The following is a 12860-nucleotide window of genomic DNA, read 5'->3' as shown; positions in this document are numbered from 1 at the left end:
CGACGGCACCCTGGTGCAGGAAGGCACGCCGAACGAAATCCTCACGCGCCCGGCGGACGATTATGTGCGGCGTTTTGTGGAGCGGCGCGCGGGCGCGCATTGAGGCGACTCGCGCGGCGGACCGTGCGCGATTGCGCGCCCTCCCCGCCGCCGGTTCAATCCTCCTACCAGCCCGCCGCCTTCGGCAGATGCCAGCCAAACACGACGGCCATCATCCGCAGCGCAAAGCATGCCACCGCGCCCACGAACGCGGCCCAGCCAGGCGCCAATCCGGCGCGTCGTGCGACGACCACCACTCGTTTCTTGTTTTACTGATGGACAGTGTTGGCATCGGCCCGTTACCTCTCCCCTCGTTTGATTTGTCGAAAGGTATAGCGGAAACGGGACAACGGGAGAAACTTTTTTGCGCGCCTATCCGGCACCACGCCTATGTTCAGCATTCAGCAATTCAGGTCCTAGCCCGTCGTACAGCGGCTGAAGCAGTTCCGCTGCCGGACGCCAGCGCTCCAGCGAGGTACGAAACAGCGGCTTGCGAACCTGCGAGGCGCTGGCGGTATTGACCTGGCGCTGGGTCTGATGGAACGCGAGACAGCGCTCGTCCCAGTCAAGCCCGCAGTGAGCCAGCATGCGGCGAACGTTGCCCTCTAGATCGTCGACGAGGTCTTCGTACTGCACCTCGATCATCACCCCTTCGGGCAGCGCCTCGCGCCAGTGCGCCATCAACTTGTCGTACGCACGGTAGTAGCGGCCCAGTTCGCCCAGGTCGTAGCCGAACGGAACGTCCTGGAAGATCCGCGAGAAAATCGACAGGCAGATTTCCACGGGCGAGCGGCGGCTATGGATAAAGCGGGCATTCGGCAACGCGAGATGGATCAGGCCGACGTTGATGAAATTGAACGGATATTTGTCGGTGATCCGCAGGTAGCTTGATGCATCCGGCACCTCCATGGCAATCCGGCGCACATAGTCAGCGCCAAGCGGAACCAGTTGTGCTGCCGTGGCGTTACGCAGCGCGTCGAAATTGAGCTTGCTGTGGTCGGCCTCGCTGCGCGCGAGGGCGCCCACTAGCGCCTTGCCGAAATCCGGACGCTCGCCTGCGCCGAATACCTGCGGATGGCTCGCCAGAATCTGTTCGATCAGCGTCGACCCGGAACGCGGCATCCCCACGATAAAGACCGGCGACGCGGAAGGATCGCCCAAACCGCGTTTTGCCTTCAACAGATCCGCACTCAGGAACTGCGGGATATGGCCGAACAGATCGAGCGTCATCGCCTCGTTGTAATTGACGCTGCGGCGGTGCATTGCATTGCCTTTAAGCAGGTGCTCGAACGAGAGATCGTTCTGGCCGAGATCGGCCAGCGCGTGCCCCATGGCGAAATGCAACTGGGCCTGATTGTCCGCAGTCAGCGCGTCGGCGTGCTGCGCCAGTTTTTGCATCGCGACGAAACAGGGATCGTCGAGCGTCATGCGCTTCGACTGAACGAAATTCCGGTAATACAACATGCTCTGCGGAGCGATTTCGATCGCGCGGCGGTAGGCCTCATGCGCCTCGTCGAAACGTCCAAGCGATTGCAGGCAGTTCGCCATGTTGTTGTACGAACCGTCGACGAGCGGGCCTAGTTGCACCGCTCGCCGGTAGCTCGCCACCGCCTCTTCCAGCCGGTGCATCTGCTCAAGGATCCAACCGAGGTTGTGATGGATATCCGCGTTGTTGGGATCGAGCGCCTCCGCTTGCCGGTAGCGCTCCAGCGCCTCCGGAAAACGCTCCATCCTGACAAGCGTCGAGCCGAGATTGTTGTAGACGCCCGGATCGGCGGGCCGCTCGAGGCGAACTTTCTCAAAACAGTCGAGTGCCATCTCGAACTCGCCGCGCGCAGCGCAAGCGTTGCCGCGGGCGAACCAGTCGTCCGCTGTTGCCGGCTGTGTATCGTGCGTCATGGACGGCCAGAAGTCGTTATTAAGAGCTGAAAGAAGCTGCAGATGGCGTTCATGTGACGTGGATCGTAATCATTGAGGCCGAACTTAGCAGGAATGCGCCACAACTTGATTTCCAAATTTCACAAATAGTTACAGGCGAAAGATGGCGTAAGGAATCTTGCAGGCACGGGTTCACGAGCCATGCGACGGCCAAGGAAAGTGCTAGGATGAAATTGAGTCACACGACGGAGACGGCCATGTCGAAGTCATTGAGTCCGGAAGCCATCGAGGCATTGCGACGTCTGAACGACGTCGGCGTCGGCCAGCTTGCGCCGCCGCTCTCGCCCAACATCACCGCGGAACTGCTCGGACAGGGGCTCGCTGCAGAGGCGGCGGGCGGCGATGTCGAGATCACCTGCAATGGCAGGCAATATTTGTCTGGCGATTGCGATTGACGCAGCGACGCGCGACGATCGAGGGATGTTGAGCGCGTGTTGTCCGCGCGCCGGGACCCCGTGTGCGTTGCGCAGCGGCGAGTGGCGGCGTGGTTCGCGTTGCCGCGTGCAAGGAGGGGAACATGGAGCCCAAAGGCATCGACATGGGCGACTATCAGGAGCGCTATCGCGACTACGACATCGAGGTCGCGGTCGAACAGGTGCTCACCGGCGTAAAGGCCCATTTCCGCGTATCGAAGGCCGACGCGCTGATCGTCGACTGGCGCCTCGTCCATATCGACAAGTTCTGGTGCTCCGAGCATGCGGCAGCCGAGGCAGGCTTTCAGGCGGCGCGCGAGTACATCGACGGCGAACTCATGAGAAAATGAAGCTTTTGCAGGCGTGCGCGCAGATGCCATTCAATACAAACAAAAACGCCAGATCGTGCGGCCCATTGCCCGAACGATCTGGCGTTTTCACCGGACGTTCATGACGAACGTCCAGCACAACCTCGATCAGTTTGCTTGCGAAGCAGCGACCGGCTGACGGTTACCCGATTGCGTCGACGGTGCGTTCACGCCACCGTATGCGTTCGCATCAGCGTTGGCGCGCTCGGCAGCAACGGTCTGGACGCTTTGGCCTTGTTGCGACGCCGGTGCACCGACACCCGGACGATAGAACGGTGCCGGGCCGTAGCCGCTAGCAAAAGCAGGAGCGGCGAGCGTGGCGGAAGCGGCAACCAACAGGGCGGCAATAAGCTTGTTCTTCATGATGACTCCAATAAGCGTTTCGGACTTCGGTTAGGAAGACGTCGCAACAGGGACCAAACCGGTGTGTCTGCAACGCTGACGGAATCAGTGTATTCCCTTACTATCGAAAATTTGTATCGATAATCCGAAATTACTTTTCTCCAGGCTGAAACAATCCCCGAGCGCCTTGTCTGGTGCAGGAAACAATGGGGTCGTCACACGTTTAATCGGCCGATAGGGCGTTTTTCTTCCGGCCCCACTTAGAAGTGTCACAAGCTGGCAAACCGGTCGGTCTCAGGCTTCCGGCGCCGGTTAGCGGGCGATACGCCCGCTTGCGGTAAAATCACGGTTTGACTCACGCCGCCGGCCGTCCCCTCATGTCCCTCGCTCTCCCCGCCAATCCCCGTCGTGTGTCCGTAGCGCCGATGATGGACTGGACTGATCGTCACTGCCGTTCGTTGCATCGCGTGCTGTCGCGCCACACGTGGCTCTACACGGAGATGGTGACGACCGGCGCGCTGCTGCATGGCGATGTGCCCCGGCATCTGGCGTTCACGCCGCACGAAGCGCCGGTCGCTTTGCAACTAGGTGGCAGCGAACCCGACGACCTCGCCCGCTCGGCAAAACTCGGCGAGCAATGGGGCTACGATGAAATCAATCTGAATTGCGGCTGCCCGTCGGAACGCGTCCAGCGTGGTGCATTCGGTGCGTGCCTGATGAACGAACCGCAGCTCGTCGCCGATTGCGTCAAGGCGATGCGCGACGCGGTGTCGGTACCGGTGACCGTAAAGCATCGGATCGGCGTCGACGCGGTGGAAGAATATAGCTTCGTGCGCGACTTCGTCGGCACGATTGCGGATGCCGGCTGCGAAGTGTTCATCGTGCATGCGCGCAATGCGATTCTCAAAGGACTCAGCCCGAAAGAGAACCGTGAAATCCCGCCGCTCAAGTATGACTTCGCCTATCAGTTGAAGCGCGACTTTCCGCAGCTCGAGATCATCATCAACGGTGGCATCAAGACACTCGACGAAGTCGAACAGCATTTGCAGCACGTCGACGGCGTGATGCTGGGTCGCGAGGCTTATCACAACCCTTATGTGCTGGCCGATGTCGATGCGCGCTTTTATGGCTCAACGCAGGCTTCGCTGACGCGCGAACAGGTCGAAGCGAAGCTGATCGAATATTGTGCGGCTGAACTTGCGCGCGGCACTTTCCTCGGTGCCATTACACGCCATGCGCTTGGACTTTATCGCGGCGTAGCGGGTGCACGCGGATGGCGTCGTGTGCTCTCCGACAACAGGAAACTGGCGGCGCGCGATCTCGCCATTTTCGACGAAGCAAGACAGCATCTGCGCGAGCCCGTCGAAATGTTTGAATAAAGGGCTAGGCAAACACAAATCATGTTTGTATAATCTCGCTTCTTGATCGGCAAGCCAGTTCATGGCAAGCCAAGCAGATGTCCCAGTGGTGGCTGTAGCTCAGTTGGTAGAGTCCAGGATTGTGATTCCTGTCGTCGTGGGTTCGAGTCCCATCAGCCACCCCAGTTTCCCTCAAGTAATTCCGCAGTAACTCCCCCACTCTGTATTTGCGTATTTAAAGCCTGTGGTTTCGCTATAGCTTTGCGCTCAGCACCACGCTCATCATCGCGTCGCTGCGTATGTGGCATTTTCCTCGTGATCGCGTTTCTCCACGACGATCGCCAAAGTGGGGACGACGATCTCCGCCGTCCCCACCGTCAGCCAGTCACTCTAGTTGTGCTGCTCGTGATTGTCGTGGCCCCCACCTCCTCCACCGTGTTCTTGCGGCGCGCCACCATGCTGCGGCGGACCACCGTGCTCTTGCTGTGGTGGACCGCCACGCTGCTGTGGAGGACCGCCATGTTCTTGCGGCGGTGGACCGCCATGCTGCTGCGGAGGGCCACCATGTTCTTGCGGCGCAGCGACACGTCCAGGCGGTGGACCGCCGCGTCCCGGGGGCTGGGCAACTTGCGCCGGCGGAGGATGGCCTCCCCCGGGTGGAGGACCGCCATGTTCCGGAGGTGGGGCTCCATGTTCGGGCGGAGGTCCGCCATGTCCCGGCGGCGGACCACCATGTTCGGGCGGAAGACCACCACGTCCCGGAGGAGGACCACCGCGTCCAGGTGGCGGCGGTGGGTGATGAGCCCAACGCTCCTGCTCGTTATACCAAGGCCGGCCACGGTAGTAGCTGCCCCAATACGCACCGATTGAGAAACTCACGATAGGCAGCCCGATCACCGTTCCGTAGTCCAGGATCGGCACGTTACTGCCCTGATACGGATAGCTGAGACTGCCTGCGTAGACCCAGCCACGCAAATCCGGCAACACCACATCGCACCACGTGTAGCCGCTGACGCAGCCCATCACCGTGACGGGCACACCGCCTGGCAACTGGGACACAGCAGGGTAATCATCCGCCGGACCTGCGTACAGGTTCACCGGGCTATTCGTATATGCCTGGGTCTGTGCGAACGCCACGCCCGGTAATGCCAACAGACCGGCAGCGCTGGCAAGCAAGCCACTGATGATGCGTTTTCTCATTGTTCCTACCCTGTGGTTCATTTATCTTCACGTCCTGAATGCCAAGAACGCTCCCGTGGTTAGGCCCTATCTGCCGGGCAGCAAATACCGTTCCCGACGCGGACGGTATCGGCGGTCAAACGTTCAGCAAATAACCAGTTCGGCCCCATATGCCGTGGCGGGTCGCAGTGTTAGGCGCGATTCGGATCGCCTTATCGCAAACAATAGACTCTCAACATATAACTCGCTGCAAACGTACGCTATTCAATCAGGATTCCTCTTTATACAACGGCAGTGCATGCCCATTTCCTCCGCTTCATCGCACCCATATCAAGGCGTAGCCCATCACACCACCAGCATCACGCATCGCGAAGACCGCGCAAACGAGAACCGCCAATGCTGCAATCTGCCACGGGGTTAGATACCGTAAGGCATGTAAGAGGCGCTGAAACCTGATTCGACGCTAACCGCTCTACACTGGGAATTCCTCTTCCCCTGAGAGGTGTTTGTCTCTCTTCACTCTTGTAGCCCACTTGCTCTGGTGGGCTTTTTTTTGTCTTTACCGGACCCGAAGATCCTGCACGCGCCCGCTGCACGCGCCCGTGTTCGACAGCGCCCATCGTGACGCCGTCCGAAGCCCCAGCCGGCCTGGGAAGCGAAAAGCAGGTGCCTTCGAAACACGGACGTTAACCGGGTGCACACGCGAATCGCGTCACACCAATCCGGCCGCGATCTGGCGCCTGCCCTACAATACCGGGCTGAACGAAACGGTATGAGGATGCAAGAATGCAGTTAAGAATACGAACACTCGCGCTGACTTTGCTTACCGCGTGTTTCACGCTCAACGCGCGCGCGGAGATGACGGCCGAACAATACAAGCAGTGGGCGCACGCCGACAACAACTCGGTCTACGCTGCCTACATCAATGGCACGCTCAACGAACTGGGATGGGCCAACGGCGACCTGATAGCGAAGAAACGCGCGCCGCTCTTCTGTCCGCCCGAACAGTTGCCTATCGGCCCGCAGACGGTGTACCCGTTGCTCGACGAGTTTTTCACCAACCACCCCGGTCTTTCCGACGATTTCCCGGTCGGCCTCGCGATCCTGCGCTCGCTTCAGGCGGCGTTTCCGTGCCCGCCAGGTAAGAATGGCAAGTGAAGCCGGTGCGAGCGGGCCGGTTCGCATCGATTCATATGAGGTGCGCAGCCCTTGCGGGTTACGCGATGCTCTGAGCGCGCATAGTCAGGATGCGCGTAGCAAGGTGGCAGAACATCGAAGAGAAGCGAATTTTCCGCTCCGGTCGCGGTCTATGAGGGAACGGACCGCTTAACAGTGGCCCCCAGGTAGCCGAAAGTGGCCGAGGGCCGCCATGCAAGACCAGGGAGGACCGGATGAAACAGAGCAAACCTGCATCGCTCGCGGCGCTTTGCGCGCTCACGGCATTCACGCTCACGGCAGGACCGGCGCTCGCGCAGAAACCGCCCGGGGATAGCGGCGCCTCAATGGTGAAACCGCCGGAGGCGTCCGGCGCTACGAATCCGGCGAATCCGGACCATATGCCGGTCAAGCGTCCGCCCAAGGCCACGCACGACAAGATGACGCATACGCCGCCTGCCAGCGCAGCCGAAGCGAAATAACGCGGCGGCGCCAGCAGTCTGCGGCAAACAACGTCGGCCCGCGCGCTCAGAGACGCGCGATCGACACCTCCGTCGACTTCACCAGCGCGACCACTTCCGAGCCGACCTTAAGATCGAGTTCGTCGACCGAACGCGTCGTGATCACCGACGTGACGATACCGAACGGCGTATCGACGTCGACCTCGGACACCACCGGTCCGCGGATGATTTCCTTGACCTTGCCTTTGAACTGATTACGTACGTTGATTGCGGAAATGCTCATATCGAGTGACTCCAGTGAATCGATAAAAAACGGTCAGGCAAGGAATGTCAGACAGCCCAACGGACTTCGGTAGGCCGCACGAGGCGGTCGTCGTGATGCGTGTCGGTCACGTGATACGGCAGGACATCGTCGTTTGGCGACGTCTTCAGCACGCGCTGCAACACATGTTCTTCAAGAGCGGCAAAGCCTGCCGAGGCTCGCGCGCGAGGCCGGTCGAGCGGCACCGGCTGATCGAGCGCGATGCGCCCTTCTTCGATCAACAGGATCCGGTCGCCGAGAGCAACAGCTTCATGCACGTCATGCGTGACAAGCAGCGCGGTGAAGCGATGTTCGCGCCACAAGCGTTCGATCAACGCGTGCATTTCGATGCGCGTAAGTGCATCGAGCGCACCGAGCGGCTCGTCGAGCAGCAGCAATTGCGGCCGGTGCACCAGCGCACGCGCAAGCGCGACCCGTTGCCGCTGCCCGCCCGACAGTTGCGCGGGCCAGTCATTGGCGCGTTCGAGCAGGCCAACCTCGGCGAGCACCGCGCGCGCATCCTCACGGGCGCCGCGTCCGAGACCCAGCATCACGTTCTGCAACACGCTCTTCCAGGGCAAGAGGCGTGCGTCCTGAAACATGATTCGCGTATCGAGTGGTTGACCGTTCTCGGCGCGCTTTTCGAGCACACCGGCAGTGGGTTTCTCGAGCCCGGCGACGAGCCGCAGCAAGGTGGATTTGCCGCAACCGCTGCGGCCGACAATCGCCACAAAACTGCCGCGCTCGATCGACAGATCGAAGTCCGTCAGCACCTTGCGCTCGCCATACTGCTTGCCGACGCCACGCAATTCGACGGCATGGTCCGCGCTGCGCGACGCGTCTCGCGTCAGCGGACCGGCAGCAGCGGCGCGGGAAAAATCAACGGCGCCGGACGCGCGATCATCCCGCTCCAGTTCTGCGGCCTCGTCGGCATCGTGATCGAGAACGCGTGGCTGGGCGAGCTCCGCTTCGAGATCGACGCCGGCGACGCCACCAAAGCTCGTCGAGAATGTCGTCGCACTCATGCTTTCGCTCCTCGTTGATAGGCCGGATGCCAGCGCAACGTGACGCGTTCCAGCGTTTTCGCCAGCACATCCGCGAGCTTGCCAAGTCCGGCATACAGCAGGATGCCCACCACCACCACATCGGTCTGCAGGAACTCGCGCGCATTCATCGTCATGTAGCCAATGCCCGATTGCGCGGAGATCGTTTCCGCGACGATCAGCGTGACCCACATCAGGCCGAACGCAAACCGCACGCCGACCAGAATCGACGGCAGCGCACCCGGCAGGATCACGTCCCAATACAGCCGAAAGCCCTTGACGCCATAGCTGCGCGCCATCTCAATGAGGTTTGCATCGACCGAGCGGATGCCGTGGAACGTGTTCACGTAGATCGGAAAGAACACCCCGAGCGCGACGAGAAATACCTTCGCTTCTTCTTCGATCCCGAACCACAGGATCACGAGCGGGATCATCGCCAGCGCCGGAATATTGCGGACCATCTGCACGGTCGAATCGAGTACGACTTCGACGGGCTTGAAGAGCCCCGTCGCCAGCCCGAGTACCAGGCCGATGCCACCGCCGACCGCGAAACCCGATACCGCGCGCCACGTGCTGACCTTGACGTCGGCCCACATTTCGCCCGACTGGATCAGCGACCACGCCGCCTTCACCACGGCGACAGGCTCCGGCAACACGCGCGTCGAGAGGATGCCGCTGCGCGCGGCAAATTCCCACGCAAGCAGAATCACAAGCGGTGCAATCCACGGCGCAACGTGTCCACCGAGACGCCGTACCACACCTTCACTTCCACTGGATCGAGCCATGATCGCTTACTCCACTCCTTTTCCATTCAGGGGCCGCAGTCGCATCTGCAAACGGCAACCCGGGGCCACGCCAGCCACACTCAGCTCTGGCTGACCTTCGGCAAATAGTTGTTACCGACGATCTCGCCGAACGGCCCCGACAGCGGCCCGCTTGCGCTCGTGCGCTTGCGGTTCGGCAGCAGCGGAAACACCAGTTCGGCAAAGCGGTACGACTCTTCCAGATGCGGGTAACCCGACAAGATGAACGTGTCGATCCCCAAGTCCGCGTACTCCTTCATGCGCGCCGCGACCTGCTCCGGATTGCCGACGATTGCGGTGCCCGCACCGCCGCGCACGAGGCCCACGCCCGCCCATACGTTCGGATACACCTCGAGGTCTTCACGGCCACCACGCTTGCCGCCATGCAAAGCGGCCATGCGGCGCTGCCCTTCAGAATCCATCTTCGCAAACGATGCCTGCGCACGAGCGATAGTCTCGTCGTCGAGCTTGCTGATCAGCTTGTCGGCAGCGGCCCAGGCTTCCTCTTCCGTCTCGCGGACGATGACGTGAAAGCGAATCCCGAACTTGATCTTGCGGCCGTGCTTTTCGGCACGCGCGCGGATGTCCGCAATCTTCTTCGCGACCGCTTCGGGCGGCTCGCCCCAGGTCAGATACGTGTCGATGTGCTCGCCGGCCATCTCGTGTGCAGCCGGCGACGAACCGCCGAACCACAGCGGCGGATGCGGGTCTTGCACAGGCGGATACAGCACCTTGCCGCCTTTCGAAGTCAGATGCTTGCCGTTGAAGTCGATCGCCTCATTGGTGTGCGCGGCGGTAAGCAACTGGCGCCAGATGTGCAGAAATTCGTCGGTGATCTCGTAACGCGTGTCATGACTGACGAACACGCCGTCACCTTCGAGTTCGGCCGCATCGCCGCCCGTCACCACGTTGATCAACAGACGCCCGCCCGACAGGCGGTCGAAGGTCGACGCCATGCGAGCCGCGAGACCCGGCGAGGTAATGCCCGGGCGGATCGCAACGAGGAATTTGAGGCGCCGGGTTGCCGCAATCAGACTCGAGGCGACCACCCATGCGTCTTCGCAGGAGCGGCCGGTCGGCAGCAGCACGCCCTCATAGCCGAGCGTATCGGCGGCGACGGCGATCTGCTGGAAATAGTCGTAATCGGCTGCGCGTGCGCCTTGGGACGTACCGAGGTACCGGCTGTCGCCGTGAGTCGGGATGAACCAGAACACATTCATTTGCTGCTCCTGCTTGTTCGAGACTGGATTAATGAAGGGCGAGATGGCCGGCGCGCGCACAACGACGGCTCGGCGGCACAAGGCCCGCAACGCGGCCTCAGTCAAATGGCACGGCCACGCGGCAAAACAGATCGGAAAAACGCTGATTCAAGACGCCCTGCCTCGCGAAACGGCGAGTGAGCAGGCGGCGGAACGCTGCGCTGCCCCTTGCCTTGGGCTGGCAACCGGCAGCCGGCCTGCCGGCGACCCAGGCAGCGCGACTAACAGCAGAGCCGACAGCGCTCTAGCACCGTAGCGGAGAGGGCGAAGATCGGCTTCAGACAGGACATCGCGACGGCTTCCCTTGACGAAACGCACGCCTTCCCGGCGCGCGGTAAGTGGACGACGGCGGCTATGCCGTCTACATGGAGAAACAGTCTATGGATCGGACCCAGGCTTTTGAACGATTTTTTTTAGCTTAGGTTTTCCACTTTCGTGATTAGCCCGACGCTTAAGCATACAGACGGCCCCTGAAACCCGGCGCGGCGTCTATATAATGACGCGTCTTTCGATAATCCGGCCCGGGCCGCACTGTAGCCGCCACCCGGACCCTTGGCGCTGCACCGCATGCAAAAAATTATCCTGCCGTTCGTGTCCGGCTTTCTCGCTTCACTGTTTTTCCACGAATCGACACTCGGGCTGCTGCACGCCGCGGGGCTCATCGACGCGGCAGGCTTCTCGACCGCGCCATTCCTGCCGCTGGGACTGCCGGAATTCATCGCGAATGCAGTCTGGAGCGCGGTGTGGGCCGTGTTGATGGCATGGCTATTGCGCGTGGCGCCCGAGCGCCGCGCGCCGTGGATTGAGGCGTTTGTGTTCGGCGGCATCGCGCTGACGGCGGCAAGCGTGTTCGTGGTCGATCCGCTGCGCGGCATCTGGCCGAGCGGCAACATGCTGCCGCGCCTCGCCGAGGGTTTTGCGGCAAACGCCATGTGGGGCTGGGGCGCGCTCGTATTCATGCGCGCCTTTATGGCGTTTGACGATGAGGAATGAGGGACGGTTGCGCCTGGTTCCTACGCTGGGTCCCTCGATCTAATCTCTGTGTATAGTCCCTGCGTTTAGTGCTCTAACCCTGCAGATCGGCTAGCGGGTGCTCCCCCGCCGGCCACGGGCTCTCGAACATCTGTGCGACGTCGGCGGCGCGGACGTCTTCAATCCGGGCGAAGCGCCAGCGCGGCGCGTTGTCCTTGTCGATGATGCGCGCGCGGATGCCTTCCACCACATCGCCGTGCGCAAAGCTCGTGCGAGTCAGGTCCAGATCGCGGCGGAGAACCTCCGCCATCGCCCCCTCCGCACGCGTCACCACCTCCAGCGACACCGCCATCGACAGCGGCGAACGTTCACGCATCACACCGACGACCTGCTCAGCCCATTCGGCCTCCTCGCAGCCGCTTTCCGCGTCGAGCGAAGCCAGAATCTGCGTCACGTCCGGCAGCGCAAAATGCCGGTCGATAAACGCCCGCGTGTCCGCCAGCGGCGAGGTATCGGGCGTCGGCACCACCTTGTGCGCGGCCGTCTCGCGCTCGACGCACGCAACCACATCCGCGCCGCGCTCAAATACCTCGCTACGCAATGTGTCGACGAGCGCGGGCAATGCCGCGTCATCGATGTAGGCGTCTGCCAGCCCGGCGTACAGTGCGTCGGCCGCGGCGATCGTCTCGCCAGTCACGGCCAGATAGCGGCCGAGCGCGCCCGGCGTGCGGGCCAGAAACCAGCCGGCGCCGACATCAGGAAAGAGTCCAATGCGCGTCTCCGGCATGGCCATGCGGGTCGAGTTGGTTACCACCCGCAAGCCGCCCGTGCGATGCGCGCCTTGCGAAATACCCATGCCGCCGCCCATTACTACGCCATTCATCAAGGCAATGTAGGGCTTCGGATAAGTGAAAATGGCGTGATTGAGGCGGTATTCCTCGATAAAGAACGTGTCGCGGGCCGCCTCGTCACCGCGCTGAAACGTCTCATACAGGAAGCGGATATCGCCGCCCGCGCAGAACGCGCGCGGATGCTGGCTGCGCACGACCACCGCCAGCACACCCGGATCCTCGCGCCAGGCATCGAGCGCGGCATGCATCGCGCGGATCATGCCCGTCGAGAGCGCGTTCAGCGCTTTCGGGCGCTCCAGTTCGATAAAGCCGATGCGGTTGGCAATGTAGGTCGAGACTTCGTCGCTCGAGGCGAGTGTTTCAGCAGTGGACATGGCG

The 12860-nt window shown here is 61.8% G+C and carries 15 protein-coding genes and 1 tRNA gene; 7 read left to right on the top strand and 9 right to left on the bottom strand.

Annotated features, from left to right (window positions below; all coding sequences use genetic code 11):
* Positions 1-164: 164 nt before the first annotated feature.
* Positions 165-293 (bottom strand): hypothetical protein, encoded by a 129-nt coding sequence (locus P3T40_RS16230; RefSeq protein ID WP_429268719.1) that lies wholly within the window; start codon positions 291-293, stop codon positions 165-167.
* 118 nt (positions 294-411) lie between these two features.
* The gene (locus tag P3T40_RS16225) at positions 412-1938 is read right to left on the bottom strand and encodes a tetratricopeptide repeat-containing sulfotransferase family protein (RefSeq protein ID WP_429268718.1); all 1527 of its coding nucleotides are present in this window, start codon (positions 1936-1938) and stop codon (positions 412-414) included.
* 236 nt (positions 1939-2174) lie between these two features.
* On the opposite strand from P3T40_RS16225, the gene P3T40_RS16220 reads away from it, so the two are divergent.
* Complete coding sequence (locus tag P3T40_RS16220; RefSeq protein ID WP_429268717.1) at positions 2175-2372, top strand: hypothetical protein; 198 nt, start codon at positions 2175-2177, stop codon at positions 2370-2372.
* 122 nt (positions 2373-2494) lie between these two features.
* Positions 2495-2740 carry a DUF6566 family protein gene (locus P3T40_RS16215; RefSeq protein ID WP_429268716.1) on the top strand — a complete coding sequence of 82 codons (246 nt, stop codon included), beginning with the start codon at positions 2495-2497 and terminating at the stop codon, positions 2738-2740.
* Positions 2741-2866: 126 nt separating this feature from the next.
* Here P3T40_RS16215 and P3T40_RS16210 read toward each other — a convergent pair whose 3' ends face one another.
* On the bottom strand, positions 2867-3121 hold the full coding sequence (locus P3T40_RS16210; RefSeq protein WP_429268715.1) for a hypothetical protein: 255 nt from the start codon (positions 3119-3121) through the stop codon (positions 2867-2869).
* A 356-nt stretch (positions 3122-3477) separates the two neighbouring features.
* On the opposite strand from P3T40_RS16210, the gene dusA reads away from it, so the two are divergent.
* Positions 3478-4479, top strand: a complete 1002-nt coding sequence (dusA, locus tag P3T40_RS16205; RefSeq protein ID WP_429268714.1) for a tRNA dihydrouridine(20/20a) synthase DusA — start codon at positions 3478-3480, stop codon at positions 4477-4479.
* Positions 4480-4567: 88 nt separating this feature from the next.
* Positions 4568-4643: transfer RNA gene (locus tag P3T40_RS16200), tRNA-His, on the top strand.
* Positions 4644-4848: 205 nt separating this feature from the next.
* Here the strand turns inward: P3T40_RS16200 and P3T40_RS16195 are convergent.
* Positions 4849-5658 (bottom strand): SH3 domain-containing protein, encoded by an 810-nt coding sequence (locus tag P3T40_RS16195; RefSeq protein ID WP_429268713.1) that lies wholly within the window; start codon positions 5656-5658, stop codon positions 4849-4851.
* Between the two features lie 765 nt (positions 5659-6423).
* On the opposite strand from P3T40_RS16195, the gene P3T40_RS16190 reads away from it, so the two are divergent.
* Together P3T40_RS16190 and P3T40_RS16185 are read left to right on the top strand one after the other, a co-directional pair.
* Entirely contained in the window at positions 6424-6795 is a 372-nt protein-coding gene (locus tag P3T40_RS16190; RefSeq protein ID WP_429268712.1) for a hypothetical protein, read from the top strand.
* 233 nt (positions 6796-7028) lie between these two features.
* The gene (locus tag P3T40_RS16185) at positions 7029-7274 is read left to right on the top strand and encodes a hypothetical protein (protein WP_429268711.1); all 246 of its coding nucleotides are present in this window, start codon (positions 7029-7031) and stop codon (positions 7272-7274) included.
* 46 nt (positions 7275-7320) lie between these two features.
* On the opposite strand, the gene P3T40_RS16180 is transcribed toward P3T40_RS16185, so the two are convergent.
* From P3T40_RS16180 to ssuD, 4 genes are all read right to left on the bottom strand, one after another.
* Positions 7321-7536 (bottom strand): TOBE domain-containing protein, encoded by a 216-nt coding sequence (locus P3T40_RS16180; protein WP_011488137.1) that lies wholly within the window; start codon positions 7534-7536, stop codon positions 7321-7323.
* A 47-nt stretch (positions 7537-7583) separates the two neighbouring features.
* Positions 7584-8579 (bottom strand): ATP-binding cassette domain-containing protein, encoded by a 996-nt coding sequence (locus tag P3T40_RS16175; RefSeq protein ID WP_429268710.1) that lies wholly within the window; start codon positions 8577-8579, stop codon positions 7584-7586.
* Positions 8576-9382 carry an aliphatic sulfonate ABC transporter permease SsuC gene (gene ssuC, locus P3T40_RS16170; protein WP_429268709.1) on the bottom strand — a complete coding sequence of 269 codons (807 nt, stop codon included), beginning with the start codon at positions 9380-9382 and terminating at the stop codon, positions 8576-8578. Before ssuC ends, P3T40_RS16175 begins: the two co-directional genes overlap by 4 nt.
* 80 nt (positions 9383-9462) lie before the next feature.
* Positions 9463-10620 carry an FMNH2-dependent alkanesulfonate monooxygenase gene (ssuD, locus tag P3T40_RS16165; protein ID WP_429268708.1) on the bottom strand — a complete coding sequence of 386 codons (1158 nt, stop codon included), beginning with the start codon at positions 10618-10620 and terminating at the stop codon, positions 9463-9465.
* Positions 10621-11226: 606 nt separating this feature from the next.
* On the opposite strand from ssuD, the gene P3T40_RS16160 reads away from it, so the two are divergent.
* Positions 11227-11652 carry a hypothetical protein gene (locus P3T40_RS16160; protein ID WP_429268707.1) on the top strand — a complete coding sequence of 142 codons (426 nt, stop codon included), beginning with the start codon at positions 11227-11229 and terminating at the stop codon, positions 11650-11652.
* 73 nt (positions 11653-11725) lie between these two features.
* Here the strand turns inward: P3T40_RS16160 and P3T40_RS16155 are convergent, their stop codons facing one another.
* Positions 11726-12856, bottom strand: a complete 1131-nt coding sequence (locus P3T40_RS16155; protein ID WP_429268706.1) for an enoyl-CoA hydratase/isomerase family protein — start codon at positions 12854-12856, stop codon at positions 11726-11728.
* Between the last annotated feature and the right edge of the window lie 4 nt (positions 12857-12860).

It is taken from the genome of Paraburkholderia sp. EB58 (assembly GCF_050436665.1).
Taxonomy (GTDB): domain Bacteria; phylum Pseudomonadota; class Gammaproteobacteria; order Burkholderiales; family Burkholderiaceae; genus Paraburkholderia.
Note: the sequence above shows the minus strand (reverse complement) of the source record. Positions and strands in the feature narration are given on the sequence as shown.